The following is a 19,026-nucleotide window of genomic DNA, read 5'->3' on the forward strand; positions in this document are numbered from 1 at the left end:
TGGCCCAAAGATGCGTCGGCCTCTCGTCCGCCACCGCTCCCGCCATCATAACGGATTCGGCAAATGACAAGTTACAAGGATGCCGGTAGGCAGGTGAGGGGCGGCGCTAACGCCAACAATCAATGGCGGGGACGAACCCACGCGACCTCAATGCTTGATCCTATCCCGCATCGCGTACCACAACATCCCCAGCACATAGAGCGGGCCGCGCAGCGCCGTGCCACCCGGGAACGGCATCGGCGTGAGCGCCGAAAACAGGTCGAGCCGCGAGGCGTCGCCGGTGATCGCTTCGGCAAGCAGCTTGCCCGACAGCGTCGACAGGATGACGCCCTTGCCGGAATAGCCATGTGCGAAATAGACCTCGCCATAGTGACCGACATGCGGCAGGCGCGATGTCGTCACCGATACCAGCCCACCCCAGGCATGATCGATGCGGCAGCCCTTGAGCTGCGGGAAGGTGCCTTCCATGTGCGGCCGCACGAAGCCGGCAATGTCGGCCGGCGGTGACGGCGTATAACGCTCGCCGCCGCCGAACAGCAGGCGGCCGTCCGCCGACATGCGGTAATAGTTGACGACGAAGCGCGTGTCGGACACCGCGACATTGGTCGGGATGACGTTGCGCTTGCCCTCCAGCGGCTCGGTGGCGACAATGTAGTTTCCGACCGGCATGATGCGGCTGTTGACGCGCGGCTCGAGCCCGTGGAGCAAGGCGTCGCCCGCCAGCACGACATGTCTTGCGCGCACCGATCCCTTTGCTGTCGAGACCCGTATGGAAGGCTCGCGCTCCAGCCGCGTGGCCACCGAATTCTCGTGGATGGTGACACCGGCTGCGACCGCCGCGCGGGCGAGGCCCAACGTGTAATTCAAGGGATGCATGTGGCCGCCAAGCGGCTCGTACATCGCGCCATGATAGGGCGTGTCGACCTTGGCCCGGGCTTCCGCCGCCGACAATATCTCGACGTCGCGGAATTTCATCACGCTTTCGAGGCAGCTGGCCTCCTCCTCCAGGTCCCTTAGGTCGGAGCCGTTGATCGCGCCGACCAGATGACCGGTCAGCCTCAGGTCGCAATCGATGGCGTGGCGCTCGATGATGTCGAGCACCAGCCCGCGCGCCTCGAAAGCGAGGTCGAACAGCACCTTCGCCCGCTCGGGCCCGTAGAGCTTGACCAGGCCCTTGGCGCCCTTGCGCAGGCCGGGGATCATCTGGCCGCCATTGCGCCCCGACGCCCCCCAGCCGATCTTGCCGCCTTCGAGCAGCACCACTTTCAGGCCGCGCTCGGCGGCGTGAAGGGCGGCGGACAGTCCAGTGCAGCCACCGCCGACGACCACCAGGTCGGCGTCGACATCGCCCACGAGCGGCGAATGGTCCGGCGCCAGATTGGCGGTGGCGACATAGTAGGATTTGCCGATATCGAGGCCCGAATTGAAACCCGTTGAAGATGCCATGGTCACACCTTCAACAGCAGGTGGTCGCGTTCCCAGCTCGTCACCACGCTCTGGAACAGGTCGAGCTCGACGCTCTTGACGCGCAGATAGGTCTGGAAGAAATCCTCGCCGAGCAGCGCCCGCACCGGCTCGCAATCCGTGAAGCGGTCGAGCGCCTCCTCCATGGTCTTCGGCAGCGTGCTTTTGATCTTGTACGCATTGCCCGACGCCTCGGCCGAGCGCGCCAGTTTCTGTTCGACGCCGAGATAGCCGGCGAGCAGCGAACCGGCGATCGCCAGATAGGGATTGGAATCCGCGCCCGGCAGGCGGTTCTCGACTCGCCGCGCGGCACGGCCACCGGCGGGCACGCGCAGGCCGCAGGAGCGGTTGTCATGCGACCATTCGATGTTGGCCGGCGCGCTGTGGTTCGGCCGGATGCGGCGGTACGAGTTTATGTTCGGCGCAAACAGCGGCATGATCTCCGGAACGTATTTTTGCAGGCCGCCGATGAAGTGTCCGAACATCTCGGTGTCGGCATCGTCGGCGCCGGCGAACAGCGCGTTGCCCGCCTCGTCGATGATGGACATGTGCAGGTGCATCGAGCTTCCCGCCTGCGCCGCGATCGGCTTGGCCATGAAGGTGGCGTGCATGCCGCATTGCTGAGCCGCCTGGCGCGTCAGCCGCTTGAACAGCAGCACCTGGTCGGCCAGCGGCAGCGCGTCGCCATGCAGCAGGTTGATCTCCAGCTGCGCCGTGCCCGATTCATGGATCAGCGTGTCGAGCGGCAGTTCGGCGGCCGCGGCATAGTTATAGACGCGCCGGATCACCGGCTCGAACTCCTCGAGCGCCGCCATGTCATAGGGGTGCTGCACGCCCTCGGCACGGCCATTGGCGCCGACCGGGGCGGTCAGCGGTTTGTCCGGATCGGGATTGGGCGCGGTGAGGTAGAATTCAAGCTCCGGCGCCACGACGGCCCGCCAGCCGCGCTGCCGGTAGAGATCCAGCACGGCCCTGAGCACATGGCGCGGCGAGGCCATCCATGGCCTGCCATCCATGTGGAAGGCGTCGGCGAAGACATAGGCCTTGCCAGGCCCGGCGCCGGGCGCCAGGCACAGCGTCGAGAGATCGGGCACCATGCGCATGTCCGGGTCCGAATAGGCAAAACCCTCGTCGATCGAGCCGGAATAGCGGCCGTCGATGCTGACCAGGAAGGCGCTGCTCGGCAGATAGAGCGCGCGGTCTTCCAGCGCCTTCAGGAATTTCGCCGTCGGCAGCGCCTTGCCGCGCAGCACACCGTTCATGTCGGGCACCAGGCATTCGACTTCATTGATGCCGTGCTGCGCCAGCCAGGCCCTGGGGTCGTTGCCGCTGGAGAGCGAGGTGTCGGTGTTCTTATCAAGCATTTCGTTTAATTCCGTATCAGAGAGAGTATGGCTTGCGCGGCCACGTCCGTTCCGGGTTCCAGCGCCATCCGGGCTGCATTGTCCCTCAGGCGGGCGCGCATGGCATCGTCGGCCAGCAGGCCGAGAATGGCTCTCTCCAATACTCCTTCTGTCCAGCCGTCACGGCCGATATGGTCGCCGACGCCGGTCTCTCCGGCGCGCTGCGCATTGTCGTGGCCGTTCCAGCAATAGGGCATGATCAGCGACGGCACGCCGAAGCGCAGCGCCTCGCAAAAGCGCGCGCCCCGCGCGCCTAACGACTGCGCAATGCCGACGCAATTCAACGCCGCGCCGAAACTGGATTCGGGAAACAGCGCGATGGTCGGGCTGGCTTTACGCGTCAATTATTTCCTCTTCAATCGGGCCGGCTGATCATGCCAAACAGCGCGGGGGCGCCGCGGCTGGCCGCTTGCGGTCGCTGGCTGCGGGAGAGCCGCAGGTGGATACGAAGCAGATCGGCAGCCACCTCATACTGCCGGTTTTCGAGATGGTCGAGTATGTTCAGGTGTTCGCGCAAAGATTGCTTCAGGCGGAACACATTGACCCCGGCGTAAATGCCCGGCAACCGGCGCAACCTTAGAGGATCCGACAGCGCATCGGTGAGGAAACGATTGGCACAGCCCTCGGCGATCATGCCGTTAAAATCGATGTCCAGTCGCTGGAATTGGCGCGCGTCGAAGGCGGCGTCCGGCAACGCGGCCAGCGCCTCCACGCCCTGGCGCAACGCCACGGCCCGCGTCCCGCCCAGCTGGAAGCCCGCACGGTCGAGCAGATTCTCCTCCGTCAGTCTGTTAATCCCCTGATCGACAATGACGCGCCACCCCTCGGCGGCTGGAAAGCATCCGGACTCGGCCATGAACTCGGCCGCCAGGGGCTGGATGCCTCCCGCCGCTTGAAGATGGTGATCGACCACAAGCCGGCGATCCAGGAATGGTGGTACCCTTATCCCGACAGCTGGCTCCGCGCGACCGGCGGCCGCATGCACGTCCAGGCCACACCGGCTTTCCTTGCGAAGGCAAGCAACAGGAACCTCGGGCCACGCGGATGGTTGTTCTCATGAGGTCGACATGGGGCTGGCGGTCTTACAATCGGAGCGACGAGATGGACGGCAGGATTGAATCGGGCGCCTGTTTTTGCGGGGCAATTGCCGCCGAGATGCAAGGCGAGCCGTTCTGGGTCTGCTCCGACCATGACGACGACTGCCGCCGGGCAATCGGCGGCCCATTGACCGTCTGGGTCGGCTACCGCCCGCATCAGGTGCGGCTGACCCGTGGCCGGCCGAAGGAATTCTCCAAGACCAAGGGCATTGTGCGAACATTCTGCGGAGATTGCGGCTCCTCGATCGCCTATCGCGACGAAGGGCTGAGCGACGAAGTCTACGTCACGATAGGCTTTTTCGACCATCCGGAGCGGTTCAGTCCGCAAGCGCACGCCTATTGGCGCCTGAGACTGCCTTGGGTGGAATTCTCGGACGACCTGCCGCGTATCGATACCTATTCGCGGCCACGCGATCCCGCGTTCGGAAATCCTGCCGACCGTAAATAAGTCTCCTTTTACGCCTGGATCGCCTCGATCAAAGCGCGCGAGACGGAAACAATAGGCCGTCGCGGAGAGCGAGGCGGCGATGCAAAATAGCTGGCGACGAACTCAGCCCGCCGCGCCGCGGTCCCAGGAGCCGGTTTCGGCCATTCGCTTCAGCAGCGGCGCAGGCTTGAAAACTGGCCTGCCGGTCCGCTGGTGCCAGTACTCAAGCCTTTCGACGATCCGCGCCGGCCCTTCAAGCCCGGCCCAGAACATCGGGCCGCCCTTGCCGGCCGGAAAGCCGTAGCCGTTGACCCAGACGACATCGATATCGGAGGCGCGTGCCGCGATCCCTTCCTCCAGAATCTTCGCCCCCTCGTTGACCAGGGGATAGAGCGTGCGCTCGATGATTTCCTCGGCGCCGATCGCGCGCGGCGCGATGCCTCGCTCGGCCGCCTTGCCGCGGATCAGCGCCTCCACCTCGGGGTCAGGAACCGGCGTGCGCGCGCCGGCCTCGTAGAGGTAAAAGCCACGGCCGGTCTTCTGGCCGAACCGGCCCTGTTCGCACAGGGCGTCGGCGATCACGGCCGTCTGGCCGCGCGCCTTGCGGTTGCGCCAGCCAATGTCGAGGCCAGCGAGATCGCCCATCTGGAACGGCCCCATAGGCCAGCCGAAATCGGTGAAGGCCTTGTCGATCTGGCTGGGCGTCGCGCCTTCCAGCAGAAGCGCTTCGGATTCCGAGCCACGCGCGGCCAGCATGCGGTTGCCGACGAAACCATGGCAGACGCCGACGACGACAGCCACCTTGCCGATCCGCCGTGCCAGATCGACGACCGTCGTTAGCGCATCTGGCGCGGTCTTTTCCGCCCGCACGATTTCCAGCAGCTTCATGACATTGGCTGGCGAAAAGAAATGCAGGCCGAGCACATCTTGCGGGCGAGAGGTCGACGCGGCGATTTCGTTGATGTCGAGATACGAGGTGTTGGTGGCGAGAATCGCGCCCGCCTTGGCCACCGCGTCGAGCTTGCCGAAGATTTCTTTCTTGACCGCCATGTCTTCGAACGCCGCCTCGATGATCAGGTCGCAATCGGCAAGATCGGCGTAGTCGGTGGAGCCCTTGAACTGGGTGAGGCGCTGCCGCTTGGCCTCTTCACTCAGCGAACCACGGGAGACGGAGACGGTGTAATTTTTCTCGATCGTGGCTAGCCCGCGCTGCAAGGCTTCATGACTGGCTTCCAGCAAGGTGACGGGAAAGCCGCCATTGGCGAAGGCCATGGCGATGCCGCCGCCCATCGTGCCGGCGCCGATGACACCGACGCGGGCAATCCTGCGCTTGACGATATCCTTGCCCGGAAGCTTTGCCGCCTCGCGTTCGGCGAAGAACAGATGGCGCTGCGCCCGCGACTGGTCGCTGGCGACCAGCTTCACGAACAGTGCCCGCTCCGCCGCAAGCGCTTCGTCGAAGGGCAGCGTGACGGCGTTGCGCACCGCCTCCGCGCAGGCGATCGGCGCTTCCAGTCCCCGCGCCTTCCCGGCGAGGTTCGCCGCCTCGGTATCGAACGTCGCCAGGTCGGTCTCCCTCAGCAGGTCGTCGCGATCGCGCACCGACGTGAAGGGACCACCCTTGCGTGCGATCTCCCGGGCGAAATTCACCGCGTGCGTGGTCAGATCGCCTTCGAAGACGGCATCAACCAGCCCTGCAGCGTGCGCTTCATCAGCTCCGATCGGCGTGCCTGAAACGACCATCTTCAGAGCCTTCAATGCCCCGACCAGCCGTGGCAGCCGCACCGTGCCGCCGCCGCCCGGCAGCAGGCCGAGCTTCACTTCGGGAAGGCCAAGCTTGGACCCGGCATCGGCGACACGGAAATGGCAGCCGAGCGCGAGTTCCAGCCCACCGCCGAGCGCGGTGCCGTGAATGGCGGCGACCGTCGGCTTGGTAATAGTTTCCAGCAGGGCCACGATGGCGCGCAGGTCAGGCTGCTGCACCGGCTTGCCGAATTCGGTAATGTCGGCCCCGGCTACAAAGGTCCGCCCGGCGCAGGCGAGCACGATCGCGGCAACCGAAGCGTCGTCGCGCAAGGCAACCAACGCCTGCATCAGCGGCTCTCGGACATGAAAACTAAGCGCGTTGACCGGCGGGTTGTCGATGATGATGATGGCGACATCGCCGTCGCGGCTGACCTTCAGGGAATCGGACACGCAAAAACCTCCCAGCAACGGTGAGCGGCTGGCCGCCGCTTGAACGGGATTTATAGCGCCATGACGCGGATGGGAACCGGCCTCCAGTCTGGCACAACGATTAGTGCCGGCCGGCGGCCTCCGTTGCCATCATCTCCGGCATTGCGTCGCTGGCGGTGCGCCCGCCGCGCCAGGAGGCAAAAGCCGCGACCAGATAGAGGATCGCCGAGAAGGTGAAGGCGAAGACCAGTCCATGCTTGAACGGCCCCGACATCAGCTCGGGGAAAAAGGCATGGCCGGTCAGCGTGTCGATGCTCTGCTGCGGCAGCGCATGCAGCACATCGGCCGGGATCAGCTCGCCCATCGGATTATAGCCGAGGAAAGCGGCGAATAGGCTGGCGACCGGCGGCATGTTGGCGATCTGGTGGGCGACCGCCTCCGGCACGTGCTGCGCCAAAAGGTCGGCTTCCATGCTCTGCGGCAGGCTGGCGGCAAGGCCCAGGATCATCAGGCTGAAGAACAGACCGATCGACAGCACTTGCCCGGCATTGGTGGTGGTGGCGCGCATGCCTGACGCCTGGCCGCGTTCGCGCGCCGGCACCGAATTCATGATCTGCGTCGAGTTCGGCGCCACGAACAGGCCGGAGCCGAGGCCGTTGAGGAACAGGAGCGCGGCAAAGGCCGTATAGGAGAAGTCGGCAGGCAAGGCCATCAACGCGATAAAACTGCCAGCGCCCACGACCATGCCGCCGACCGCGAAAGGCACGCCGCCGACCCGGTCGGAGAAATAGCCGGACACCGGCCCGGCAATGAGAAAGCCAACCGTCAGCGGCAGCATGAAGATCGCCGACCACAGCGGCGTCTCCTCGAAGGAATAGCCGTGCAGCGGCAGCCAGATGCCTTGCAGCCAGACGATCAGCATGAATTGCAGCCCGCCCCGCGCGATGCCCGAGGCGAGATTGGCGATGTTGCCATAGGCGAAGCCCGGGATGCGGAACAGCTTCAGGTCGAGCATCGGCTTGGCGACGCGCTGTTCAATGAAGATGAAGGCGATCAGCGAAATGAAGCCGATGGCAAACAGAACAAGCACCTTCGGGCTGGTCCACGCCATCACCTGGTCGCCATAGGGCTGCAGGCCGTAGGTTATCGCGGTGAGGATGAGCACCAGGCCGAGGCCGAAGCTGATATTGCCAAGCCAGTCGATCGTATGCGTCGAGCGGTTCGGCGCGTCGTGCAGCTTCATGTACGCCCAGACCGTGCCGACGAGGCCGAACGGCACGTTGATCCAGAACACCAGCCGCCAGTCCGTGTCGGCGAGCAACCCGCCGATCAGCAGGCCGACGAACTGGCCGCCAATGGCCGCCACCACATTGATGCCGAGCGCGAAACCGCGTTCGTTTTCCGGAAAGGCATCGGTGAGCAGCGCCGTCGAATTGGCCATGATCAGCGCGCCGCCAACGCCCTGGATGATGCGCACGGATATCAGGTACATCGCGGCGAAGTCGCCCTGGCCGGGCAGCAGGCTGAGCGCGATCGAGGCGGCGGTGAAGATGGCGAAGCCGAGATTGTACATCCTCGCCCGGCCGAACTGGTCGCCAAGCCGGCCGAAGGCAACGACGAGCACAGCCGTGGCGATCATGTAGCCGATGATCGCCCACAGGAGGTAATTGATGTTGCCCGGGTCGAGCGCCTTGAGGCCGATGCCGCGAAACACCGCCGGCAGGCTGATCAGCAGAATCGACCCGTTGATGGCGGCGGCCAGCATGCCGAGCGTGGTGTTGCTCAGAACCATCCATTTGTGGCTCTGCGGGCGGCTGTCAACGGAGGTATTCATGGTGGTAACTCTCGACGGGCGCTGGCGCGGTTGCCGTCAGCGCTATATATGAGGATAGTCTCAGGTTTGGAAATATGAGGATGGCCTCGGAAAAGCAAGAGCCTTCTGCATGTCGCCCAAAAGTGAGCTCGGTTTTGGGATATCGACATGCATGAAAACAAAGACCGAAGGCGCGTCGCATGAATTCGGTTAGACGCGACGCGCTTTCGGCGGCGAATCCGCGTGCACCGCAGCAAAAAAGAGGGCGCGAACGGGTCACGGCACTGATGGCGAGCGCGGCAGCGCTGTTCGTCGAGAAGGGTTTCGACGCCACGACGATGACCGAGATTGCCGCGCGGGCGGGTGCTGCCATCGGCACGCTCTATCTGTTCTTCCCGACCAAGGAGGCCCTGGCGCAAGCCATTCTGGCCGAGAACGCGGAAGGTCTGTCCACGCAGCTTGACACCTTGCAGGAACGCGCCAGGGGCCAGCCGCCGGCTGCCATCGCCGATGCGCTGTTCGAATTGCTCGGCGATTTTCTCGCCACGCATCCGGCCTATTCCGCCCTGCTCGACCTGCCCGGCGACGAAGGCTGGCGGCGCAAGATGCGGGCCCGCCGACGTGAGCAGATCGCCGCCCTGTTCGCGCAGGCCGAACCGCCGCTCCCCTTAGGCCAGGCCGAGCGGCTGGCCGTAATCGTGCCGCAGCTGATGCGCATCCCGCTGGCACTGGTTGGCGAGAAACGGTTGCGCGACGGCGTGCTGGAGGAATTGCGGCTGATGCTGGCGCGGCATTTACAGGCGGCTAACGACGGCTGACGTAGCTTCAGGAGGTCAAAACGAAGTCGTCGCGATCCTTCCCACCCCCCTCTGTCCTGCCGGACATCTCCCCCGCAAGGGGGGAGATTGGCAGTGTCAACGCTTCGCACTTTCTTGCGACATTGGGATTAGCGAAAACGGAAGCAACGTCTGATCTCCCCCCTTGCGGGGGAGATGTCCGTCAGGACAGAGGGGGGTGCTGTCCCGCCAGCGTCACCGCTCTGCAATCGTCAGAACTACCGCACCGCCTTCTCGCCACCCGCCGCCGTTATCACCCCGACAATGATTAGCCCCGTCAGCAGCAGCCGCACGCCGGCACTCACGCCGAACGTGTTGAGCATGGTGAGCAGCAGCACCAGGAAAAGTGCCGCGCCCCAGACGCCGGGCACATTGGCCTTGCCGCCGGCGACCGACGTGCCGCCGATGACGACGACGGCGATCGAGGCGAGCAGGTACTCATTGCCGATATCGACATTGGCGCCCCGGAAATAGCCGGCGAGCAATGCGCCATCGAGGCCGCCGAGCGCGCCCGAAAGCGTGTAGGTAAGAAAGCGGATGCGGCCGACATTGACGCCGGCCAGCCAGGCGGCGCGGATGTTCTGCCCGATCGCCAGCACCGATCGGCCATAGATCATGCGCTGCAAGGCTATGCCGGCCCCGATGGTGAACAGCACGGTCAGCATCGCCAGCACCGGAATGCCTGATATTTGCCAATTGGTGAAATCGGCGAAGCCTGGCGGCGGCTTGATCTGCAGCCCGCGCCCATAGCTGATGTCGACCGATTGTATGATGAAGCTGGCCGACAGCGTGGCGATGATCGGCGGGATGCGCAGCGCCCAGATCAGCAGATAGTTGACGGCGCCGATCGCGGCGCCGCAGGCAAGCGCAGCCAGCAGCCCGGCAGCGATCATGGAATCGCTGCCGCCCATCACCTTCATGGCGACAGCACTGGCAAGGCCGATATTGGCCGGCAGCGACAGGTCGACATTGCCCGGGCCGAGTGTGATGACGAACATCTGGCCAATGCCGACGATGACCGTGAACACGGCAAGCGAAAGGGCTGCCGTGACCATGCCGCCGGCGCCATGGCCGCCGGTGAAGACGATCGTCGCAAGCCACACCAGCAGCGCGGCGAGAAAGGACCATATCCAGGGCTTGGCGGCCAGCGATTTCACCGATGTCATTGCTCACCTTTCCCTACGGCTGATCAGCACCCGCGCCGCCAGCACGATGATCAGGATGGCGCCGTTGGCGGCCACCTGCCAGTCAGGCGGGATGTGCATGAAGGTGAGCAGCGGTGACGCCGCCAATGCCAGCGTCAACGCACCGATCACGGCACCGATCGGCGAAACGCGACCGCCGACGAATTCGCCGCCGCCGAGGATGACGCCGGCTATCGAAAGCAGCGTGTAGCCATTGCCGATATTGGCATCGGCCGAGGTGGTGATGCCGATCAGCGCCATGCCGGAAAGCACGCCGAACACGCCGGCGAGCGCAAACAGCACGACCTTGGTCTTGAGCAGCGACCAGCCGGCGCGCCGAAGGGCTGCCGCATTGCCGCCGGAGCCACGCAGGATGACGCCGTATGACGTGCGCATCAGGCTCAAATGAACGATGAGCCCGATCAGCAGCGCGGCCATGATCGGGAAGGGTACGAAGGGCGGTTTGAAGGACAGGATCGCCAGCAGCCAGTCCGGCGCCTTTCCGCCTGGTTTGGGCAGGACAAGGATGGCAAGCCCCTGCCATACAAAGCTCATGCCCAGCGTCACCACGATCGACGGCAGGTTGCGCAGATGGATCAGCGCGCCGAGCAGCGCATAGATGCCGATCGATCCGAGCAGGATGGCGATACCTATCAGCGGCGCGTCCTTCAGCCAGGTCGCGGTGACGCAGCCGACGAACCCGACGAAGGTGCCGATCGACAGGTCGAGCTCGTTGCCTGCTATGACGAACATCTGCGCTGTCGTCGCCAGTGCGATCGGGATCGCCAGGTTCAGCATCAGGCTGAAGCCGAAATAGCTGATCGCACGTGGGTTGAGCCAGGCGATGGCGAGCAGCACAAGCACCAGCGACAGCGCTGGCAGAAGCCCGCGCAGCAGTCGGGCACGTGCCGCGCTCCCGCGCGCCGCGGATGGTTTGAGACCGGTTTCCACAGTTGCCGCCGTCATCTCAGGCCGCGTCGCCGAAGGAGGACTGGATGATCTTTTCTTCGCTCAGTTCGTCGCGCGTGAGATCGGCGACGATGCGGCCGTTCTTGAAGACATAGATGTGGTCGCAATTGTCGAGCTCTTCGGTTTCCGTTGTGTACCAAAGGAAGGTGCGGCCGCGCCGGGCCTCCTCGCGCACCAGATCGTAGACTTCGAGCTTGGTGCCGACATCGACGCCGCGCATAGGATCGTCCATCAGCACGATCCCGGCATCGGAACCCAGCGCGCGCGCGAACAGCGCCTTCTGCTGGTTGCCGCCAGAGAGAGAAAATATGTTGTTGTTCATATCGGGCGTGCGGATGCCGATCTTCTTCTGCCACAAGGCGGCGAGCTCGGCCTCGCGTCGCGGCGAGATCAGCAGCCCGTTGCGCAGGCGGGCCAGCGAGCGGATGCCGATGTTCTGCGCGATTGACCATTGCGGGAAAATGCCGTCCGACTGGCGATCGCCGGCGACCAGCGCCACTGGCGCCGTTACCTCGACGCTGGCCCTGGCGCGTGACGCGGCATTGAAGATCGCCAGCAGCAGGTCGGTCTGGCCGTGGCCAGCCAGTCCGGCAAGGCCGATGATCTCGCCGGCGCGGGCGACGAGGTCAACGCCGTCCTTCTGCACGGCGGGACGCGCCCGAACCCGCAGCGGACCGGCCTCTGGCTTGGCGGCTATTTCGGCTGCCATCTTCTGGCGTGCTTCCGCCCCGCCCATCACCGTCACCAGCCGGTCGCGGTCGAAGGCACCCGCGGCTGCCGATGCCACCACCTTGCCGTCGCGCATCACCACGATGCGGTCGGCATTTCTCAATACCTCGCCCAGCACGTGCGAGATGAGAATGCAGCTTTTGCCGCTGGCAACGAAGCGGCGCACGAAGGCCAGAAGTTGGCCAGCGGTATGTGCGTCGAGAGACGATGTCGGCTCGTCGAGGATGACGAGGTCGAGCCGGTCCTGCGTGACCGTGAAGGCGCGCGCCACCTCGACCATCTGGCGCCGGCCGATCGAAAGGTCGCCGACAATGTCGGATGCGGAGATGCCGTGGCCGGGAAAGATCTCGTCGAGCTTGCCGGCGATCAGCTCCGCCGCCCTGCGGCGCCAGCCGAAGCCGGCGAGTGAGGCGTGGTTGATGCGCGTGTTTTCGGCGACGTCGAGATTGGGGCATAGCGACAGTTCCTGGAACACGCAGCGTATGCCGAGCTGCTGTGCCCTCGACACCGAGTAGTTCTCCTCGATGCCGCCATGCACCCCGATCCTGCCGCTGTCGGGCGTCGAGGTGCCGGCCACCATGTGCATCAAGGTCGACTTGCCGGCGCCGTTGTGGCCGACAAGGCCCACGCACTCGCCAGGGCCGACATGGAAATCCACCCCGCTGAGCGCCCTGACGGCGCCGAAATGCTTTTCGGCACCGTCAAGTCTTACGATGTCAATATTGGCGGCGCCGAAATGTTTTTCGGCGCCGTTCAGTCTGATGATGTCAGCGTTGCTTTCGGCCATGCTCAACGATATCCGCTCGGCGATATGGACGGCAACGCTGCCACGATTTATTTGATGTTTGCCTTGATGGCCGCGATGGCGTCTTCCTGGCTGTATTCGTGGGTGGCGACGCCGCCCTCCTTGATTTTCGGCAAGGCTGCCTCGAAGTCGTCCTGGGTGAAGGCCAGATACGGCACCAGCAGGTCGTGCGGAATGTCCTTGCGGCCGTCGAGCACCTGTTGTGCCACCCAGAAGGCGAGCGACGACACGCCGGGCGCGATTGATGCCGACCAGGTTTTGTAGCCGTCCTTGTCCTTCTGCTCCTTCCACCACTTCAGCTCGTCCTGCCTATTGCCCATGATGATGGTCGGGCGCGGCTTGCCGGCTGCGGCGAAGGCCTGTGCGGCGCCATAGCCGTCGCCGCCCTGGTCGACGATTCCGACGACGTCGGGCAGCGACGGCAGGACGGTCGCCACCGCCTTCTGGGCGGTGGTCTGGTCCCAGTCGCCGGTGACCGAACCGACGATCTTGAATTCGGGATGGGCGGCGACACCTTCGAGGATGCCGGCGTGGATGGCATCGTCGATCGAAGTGCCGGCAAGGCCACGGATTTCAAGCAGGTTGCCGCCCTTCGGCTGGAACTTGGCCATGTGCTCGACTTCCTGCTTGCCCATGTCCTTGAAGTCGACGACGACGCGGTAGGCGCAGGGTTCGGTGACGATGCCATCGAAGGAGACGACCACGATGCCGGCATCGCAGGCCTGCTTTATGGCGCCGTTGAGCGCGTCCGGCGAGGCGGCGTTGATGACGATGGCGTCATAGCCCTGCAGGATCAGGTTCTGCACCTGCGCTGCCTGCGTCGGCACTTCCTTGTCGGCGGTGGTGAAGACATCGGCGGCGGCGACGATCTTGTCGTCCACCGCCTTCTTGGTGACGATGCCATAGCTGTCGAGCATCGCCTGCCGCCACGAATTGCCGGCATAGTTGTTGGAGAATGCGATTTTCTTGCCGCTGGTATCGGCCAAAGCCGTACCGGCTGCGAGCACCGCTGCCAGGGTGCCCAAGACGAACAGTTTCTTCATGTCATGCTCCTCCCAAGGTTTGTGGTCGTGGCTGATTTCGATGACGTCGTGCCTGCGTTCCTGTTTTTTATCTATTGTCAGACAAATGTAGTTGGGCGCGCTTGTCAACTGCGATCGGTAGCTGACTGGCGATCAACTTGCGGTGCGGCGGTTGAAAAGGCTTCGGCGGATGGCTAGTCCTGCGTGCATGAGGGTGAAAGCATGACGCCGACCGTCCCCCCGGGCGCACCGGGTATCCCGGCGCGCTGGACGTCCAGCGCCAAGAGCGGTGTCGGGTCGGCGCTTTCCCGGCACAGCCAGGTCTGGTTCACCATCAGCCACGGCATCCTGAACGAGATCTACTATCCGCGCCTCGACAGCGCCTGCACGCGCGACCTTGGCCTGATCGTCACTCGCCCCGGCGGCTATTTCTGTGAAGAAAAGCGCGACGCCACGCACGCCATCGAACCGTTCGAGGCCGGCGTGCCCGCCTACAGGCTGGTCAACACGGCTGACGACGGCGCCTGCCGGATCGAGAAGCGCATCCTTGCCGATCCGACCCGCCCGACCTTGCTGCAGGAGATCACCTTCACCCCGCTCAAGGGCGCTGTCGCCGACTACCGGGTCTATGCGCTTCTGGCGCCGCATCTGGTCAATGCCGGCATGGGCAACACCGCCTGGGTCGGCAACCATGAGGGAAGGCCCGTGCTGTTCGCCACGGGACGTGGCGCCTGCCTGGCGCTGGCCTCGTCACTGTCGTGGCGAGACTGTTCGGCCGGTTATGTCGGCTTCTCCGACGGCTGGCAGCAGCTTCACAACACCGGCGCACTCGATCCGGCCTGCCAGCGCGCCGAGGACGGCAATGTCGCGCTGACCGGCGAGATCGGTTTCACCGCTGCCAGGACAAAGGCCGTGCTGGCACTGGGATTTGGCGCAACATCCGAAGAGGCCGCCGAAAATGCCTTCGCCAGCCTGAAGCGAGGCTTTGAGCCCGCGGCGAAATCCTACGTCGAGAGGTGGCGTAAATGGCAATCGGGGTTGTTGCCAATGGACCGGCATGGCGAGGTCAACAGCTATCGGGTCTCCACCGCTGTCCTGGCAACGCACCGCTCGATCGCCATACCGGGTGCGGCGGTCGCCAGCCTGTCCATCCCCTGGGGCTTCAGCAAGGGCGATGACGATCTTGGCGGCTACCATCTGGTCTGGCCGCGCGATCTGGTCGAAACGGCGGGCGGCTTCCTTGCCGCCGGCGATGCCGCCTCCGCGTTGCAGATCCTCGGCTATCTCCGCTCCATCCAACAGCCCGACGGCCACTGGCCGCAAAATGCCTGGCTCGACGGGTCGGCCTACTGGCCCGGCATCCAGATGGACGAGTGTGCCTTCCCACTGCTGCTCGCCGACGCCTTGCATCGCGCCGGCCATCTGCCGGACGCCAGGCTGAAAACCTTCCTGCCGATGATCGAAAGCGCCGCCTCTTACGTCGTGCGCAACGGACCGGTCACCGGCGAGGATCGTTGGGAAGAGGACGCCGGCTACAGCCCGTTCACGCTGGCCGTCGAGATCGCCGCCCTGCTTGCCGGCGCCGACCTGCTCGACGCCTGCGGCGAGAAGGCGGCCGCCGCCTATCTGCGCGAGACCGCCGATGGCTGGAACGACCAGGTCGAGCGCTGGACCTACGTCACCGCCACGGCCATCTGCAAGGCGGTCGGCGTCGAAGGCTACTACGTCCGCATCGCACCGCCCGACAGCGCCGATGCCGGTTCGCCGAAGGACGGCTATGTGCCGATCAAGAACCGGCCGCCGGGCGACACCGACAGGCCCGCCCAGGAAATCGTCAGCCCGGACGCGCTGGCGTTGGTGCGCTTTGGCCTGAGGGCCGCCGACGATCCCCGCATCGTCGATACGGTCAAGGTCATCGACGCGCGATTGCGCTGCGAGCTGCCGCAAGGGCCGCTCTGGTACCGCTACACCGGCGACGGCTATGGCGAGCACGAAGATGGCGCGCCCTTCGACGGCACTGGCCAGGGCCGCCCGTGGCCGCTTTTGGCCGGCGAACGCGCCCATTATGAGTTGGCGGCAGGGCGTAAGGACAAAGCGGTCGACTTGCTGGCGGCAATGGAACGATCGGCCGGGCCAGGCGGCTTGTTGCCGGAGCAGGTCTGGGATGGCACCGACCTGGTTGAACGCGAACTGGTACGTGGTGGCCCCTCGGGCAGCGCCATGCCCCTGGTCTGGGCGCATTCCGAGCACATCAAGCTTCTGCGCTCGCTGCGCGACGGGGCGGTCTTCGACATGCCGCCGCAAGGTGTAAAGCGCTACATCGAAGACAAGACCGTATCGCCGGTCCGGACCTGGCGCTTCAACAACAAGATCCGCACGCTGCCCGCCGGCAAGACGCTGCGCGTCGAGTTGCTGGCAGCCGCGACCGTCCGCTGGAGCACCGACAATTGGGCAACCGCCCGTGACAGCCAGACAGCGGAAAATGCTTTCGGCATCCATCTTGTCGATCTGCCCACGGCAAGCCTCCCCAACGGCAGCACGCTGATCTTCACTTTTTTCTGGCCCGGGACCGGCGATTGGGAGAATGTCGACTTCTCCGTCATGTCAGGCGCTCAGGGCAGCCAATAGACCCTTCCTCGATAAATCCAGCAAATCCTCCAAGAAACAGGGACGAAAACCATGCAGATCGGAATGATGGGACTGGGCCGGATGGGTGCCAACATGGTCCGGCGCCTGATGCGCGACGGCCATGAATGCGTCGTCTACGACATCAACGCGGCCAGCGTCGCCGCCCTGGTGGCCGACGGCGCCTTGGGAGCGGCCTCCCTGGCGGAATTCGTCGGCAAGCTCGCCAAGCCGCGCTGTGTGTGGCTGATGCTGCCGGCAGCGATCACCGGCAGGATCATCGATCAGGTCGCGGCCCTGATGGAGCCCGGCGACATCGTCATCGACGGCGGCAATTCCTACTATCACGACGCCGTCGACCAGGCCGCGAAACTCGCCCCCAAGGGTATCCATCTCGTCGATGTCGGCACCAGCGGCGGCGTCTGGGGCCTGGATCGCGGCTACTGCCTGATGATCGGCGGTCCCGACGTGGCGGTGCAGCACCTGGATTCGGTCTTTGCCACGCTGGCGCCGGGCGCCGATGCCGGTTCCAATCCGCCCAAGGATGCCGGCACCGCGCCCTTCGGCTATCTGCATTGCGGGCCGAGCGGGGCCGGCCACTTCGTCAAGATGGTGCACAACGGCATCGAATATGGCGTCATGGCCGCCTATGCCGAAGGCATGAACATCCTGAAATCGGCCAACGCCGGCAAAAGGCAACGCACCGCGGACGCCGAGACCAGCCCGCTGGAAAGCCCGCAATACTACCAGTTCGACATCGACCTTCCCCAGGTGGCCGAGGTCTGGCGGCATGGCAGCGTCATTGGCTCCTGGCTGCTCGACCTCACCGCCGGCGCACTGAAGAGCGACCCGGCGCTGGTGCAGTTCGGCGGCCGGGTCTCGGATTCCGGCGAAGGCCGCTGGACGCTGAAAGCGGCGATCGACACCGGGGTGCCGGCGCCCGTTCTGTCCTCGGCCCTGTTCGACCGCTTCTCCTCGCAGGGCGAATCCGAATTCGCCGACAAGCTGTTGTCAGCCATGCGCTACGCATTCGGCGGCCACGTCGAGAAGCCGAAGGCCGGCAAGTGACGCCAAAGCGGGAGACGCACGCATGAGTCAGGAACGATCCGATACGCTGGTGCTTTTCGGGGCGACCGGCGACCTCGCCCACAAGAAGATATTTCCAGCCCTTTACCAGATGGTCGCCAAGGGCACGCTCACCGAGCCGGTGATCGGCGTTGCCTTCGACGCTTGGGACTTGAAGCAGTTGCAGGACCGCGCCCGCGACGGCATCGTCAACACGCTGGGCAAGATCGACGAGAAGGTGTTCGCCAAGTTCGCTTCGCTGCTGCGCTATGTCAGCGGCGATTATCGCGATCCGGCCACGTTCGAGAAACTGAAGAGCGCGCTCGGCAGCGCCCAGCGGCCGCTGCACTACATGGCCGTTCCGCCGACGATGTTCGAGATTGTCGTGCAAGGGCTTGAACAATCCGGCACCGCGCATGGTGCCCGCCTGATGGTGGAAAAGCCGTTCGGCCACGATTTGCAGTCGGCGCGCTGGCTGAACCGGGTGCTCCACCTTGTGTTCGACGAACAGTCGATCTTCCGCATCGACCACTATCTCGGCAAGGAAGCGATCCAGAACCTGCTCTATTTCCGCTTCGCCAATTCCCTGCTCGAGCCGATCTGGAACCGAAATTTCGTCGAGAGCGTGCAGATCACCATGGCCGAGGATTTCGGCGTCGAGGGCCGGGGCCGCTTCTATGACGATGTCGGTGCCATCCGCGACGTCATAGAGAACCATCTGCTCAACATCCTGCTGCTGCTGGCCATGGAGCCGCCGGTCGGCCGCTCCGCCGACGACCTCATCGACGAGAAAGTGCAGGTGCTGCGGGCGATCCGGACCTTGACCAGGGACGATGTCGTGCGCGGCCAGTTCAAGGGTTATATTGCCGAGCCCGGCGTCAAGCCGAACTCGCCGGTCGAGACCTTCGCTGCGGTGCGATTCTTCGTCGACACCTGGCGCTGGCAGGACGTGCCGTTCTTCATCCGCGCCGGCAAGAACATGCCGGTGCATGTCACCGAGGTGGTGGTGCGGTTGAAGCGGCCGCCGCTCGACGTTTTCGATCCGATCAAGCCCGCCGACCAGAATTACGTGCGCTTCCGCATCGACCCGCAGGTGATGATCGCCATCGGCGCCCAGCGCAAGGCTTCCGGCGACGACATGATCGGCGAGCAGGTCGAGTTGACGGCGCTCGACGACAGCAAGGGCGACATGCCTCCCTACGAACGGCTGATCGGCGACGCCATGAACGGCAACGGCCAGCTCTTCACCCGCCAGGACGCGGCCGAGCTTGCCTGGCGCATCGTCGGTCCGGTGCTGGGTGACACCACGCCGCCGCATCTTTACGAGCCGAAGACCTGGGGGCCGGCGGACGCCATGGCCGGCTTCGGGCCGCCCAATGGCTGGATCGACCCGGTGGCGTGAGTGAGGGGAC

The 19,026-nt window shown here is 64.8% G+C and carries 15 protein-coding genes and 1 pseudogene; 6 read left to right on the forward strand and 10 right to left on the reverse strand.

What is annotated here, in order from left to right:
* Window positions 1-147: 147 nt before the first annotated feature.
* From FJ958_RS04565 to FJ958_RS04580, 4 genes are read right to left on the reverse strand one after another with little or no spacing between them, the layout of a single operon-like run.
* Window positions 148-1,446, reverse strand: a complete 1,299-nt coding sequence (locus FJ958_RS04565) for an FAD-binding oxidoreductase (RefSeq protein WP_140739979.1) — start codon at window positions 1,444-1,446, stop codon at window positions 148-150.
* Between the two features lie 2 nt (window positions 1,447-1,448).
* Window positions 1,449-2,828, reverse strand: coding sequence for a glutamine synthetase family protein (locus FJ958_RS04570; RefSeq protein ID WP_140739982.1), 1,380 nt, complete (start codon window positions 2,826-2,828; stop codon window positions 1,449-1,451).
* A 5-nt stretch (window positions 2,829-2,833) separates the two neighbouring features.
* A complete protein-coding gene (locus FJ958_RS04575) occupies window positions 2,834-3,211 on the reverse strand; it encodes a nucleotide disphospho-sugar-binding domain-containing protein (protein ID WP_246679486.1) in 378 nt (125 codons plus the stop codon).
* Window positions 3,212-3,222: 11 nt separating this feature from the next.
* A complete protein-coding gene (locus FJ958_RS04580; RefSeq protein WP_246679513.1) occupies window positions 3,223-3,723 on the reverse strand; it encodes an FCD domain-containing protein in 501 nt (166 codons plus the stop codon).
* On the opposite strand from FJ958_RS04580, the pseudogene FJ958_RS31900 reads away from it, so the two are divergent.
* Window positions 3,661-3,855, forward strand: a pseudogene (locus FJ958_RS31900) (aldehyde dehydrogenase); the annotation flags it as partial. The gene FJ958_RS04580 and the pseudogene FJ958_RS31900 sit on opposite strands and share 63 nt — an antisense overlap.
* Before the next feature lie 113 nt (window positions 3,856-3,968).
* Entirely contained in the window at window positions 3,969-4,412 is a 444-nt protein-coding gene (locus FJ958_RS04590; protein ID WP_140739985.1) for a GFA family protein, read from the forward strand.
* A 102-nt stretch (window positions 4,413-4,514) separates the two neighbouring features.
* On the opposite strand, the gene FJ958_RS04595 is transcribed toward FJ958_RS04590, so the two are convergent.
* Together FJ958_RS04595 and FJ958_RS04600 are read right to left on the reverse strand one after the other, a co-directional pair.
* Entirely contained in the window at window positions 4,515-6,587 is a 2,073-nt protein-coding gene (locus FJ958_RS04595; RefSeq protein ID WP_140739988.1) for a 3-hydroxyacyl-CoA dehydrogenase NAD-binding domain-containing protein, read from the reverse strand.
* Between the two features lie 100 nt (window positions 6,588-6,687).
* The gene (locus FJ958_RS04600) at window positions 6,688-8,400 is read right to left on the reverse strand and encodes an MFS transporter (RefSeq protein ID WP_140739990.1); all 1,713 of its coding nucleotides are present in this window, start codon (window positions 8,398-8,400) and stop codon (window positions 6,688-6,690) included.
* Between the two features lie 179 nt (window positions 8,401-8,579).
* Between FJ958_RS04600 and FJ958_RS04605 the strand changes: the two genes are divergently transcribed.
* Window positions 8,580-9,197 carry a TetR/AcrR family transcriptional regulator gene (locus FJ958_RS04605; RefSeq protein ID WP_140739993.1) on the forward strand — a complete coding sequence of 206 codons (618 nt, stop codon included), beginning with the start codon at window positions 8,580-8,582 and terminating at the stop codon, window positions 9,195-9,197.
* A 236-nt stretch (window positions 9,198-9,433) separates the two neighbouring features.
* Here FJ958_RS04605 and FJ958_RS04615 read toward each other — a convergent pair whose 3' ends face one another.
* The 4 genes from FJ958_RS04615 to FJ958_RS04630 are packed head-to-tail and all read right to left on the reverse strand — an operon-like array spanning window position 9,434 to window position 13,945.
* Window positions 9,434-10,381: an ABC transporter permease gene (locus FJ958_RS04615; RefSeq protein WP_140739996.1), complete on the reverse strand. Its 948-nt coding sequence runs from the start codon at window positions 10,379-10,381 to the stop codon at window positions 9,434-9,436.
* A gap of 3 nt (window positions 10,382-10,384) precedes the next feature.
* A complete protein-coding gene (locus FJ958_RS04620) occupies window positions 10,385-11,365 on the reverse strand; it encodes an ABC transporter permease (RefSeq protein ID WP_140739999.1) in 981 nt (326 codons plus the stop codon).
* Between the two features lies 1 nt (window position 11,366).
* Entirely contained in the window at window positions 11,367-12,884 is a 1,518-nt protein-coding gene (locus FJ958_RS04625; RefSeq protein WP_246679488.1) for a sugar ABC transporter ATP-binding protein, read from the reverse strand.
* A 47-nt stretch (window positions 12,885-12,931) separates the two neighbouring features.
* Window positions 12,932-13,945 carry an ABC transporter substrate-binding protein gene (locus FJ958_RS04630; RefSeq protein WP_140612521.1) on the reverse strand — a complete coding sequence of 338 codons (1,014 nt, stop codon included), beginning with the start codon at window positions 13,943-13,945 and terminating at the stop codon, window positions 12,932-12,934.
* Between the two features lie 201 nt (window positions 13,946-14,146).
* On the opposite strand from FJ958_RS04630, the gene FJ958_RS04635 reads away from it, so the two are divergent.
* From FJ958_RS04635 to zwf, 3 genes are read left to right on the forward strand one after another with little or no spacing between them, the layout of a single operon-like run.
* Window positions 14,147-16,552 (forward strand): glucan 1,4-alpha-glucosidase, encoded by a 2,406-nt coding sequence (locus tag FJ958_RS04635; RefSeq protein ID WP_140740002.1) that lies wholly within the window; start codon window positions 14,147-14,149, stop codon window positions 16,550-16,552.
* Between the two features lie 51 nt (window positions 16,553-16,603).
* On the forward strand, window positions 16,604-17,617 hold the full coding sequence (gene gnd, locus FJ958_RS04640) for a phosphogluconate dehydrogenase (NAD(+)-dependent, decarboxylating) (protein ID WP_140740005.1): 1,014 nt from the start codon (window positions 16,604-16,606) through the stop codon (window positions 17,615-17,617).
* Window positions 17,618-17,639: 22 nt separating this feature from the next.
* Window positions 17,640-19,016 carry a glucose-6-phosphate dehydrogenase gene (gene zwf, locus FJ958_RS04645; RefSeq protein ID WP_140740007.1) on the forward strand — a complete coding sequence of 459 codons (1,377 nt, stop codon included), beginning with the start codon at window positions 17,640-17,642 and terminating at the stop codon, window positions 19,014-19,016.
* The last annotated feature ends 10 nt before the right edge of the window (window positions 19,017-19,026 follow it).

It is taken from the genome of Mesorhizobium sp. B2-3-5 (genome assembly GCF_006442395.1).
Lineage (GTDB): Bacteria > Pseudomonadota > Alphaproteobacteria > Rhizobiales > Rhizobiaceae > Mesorhizobium.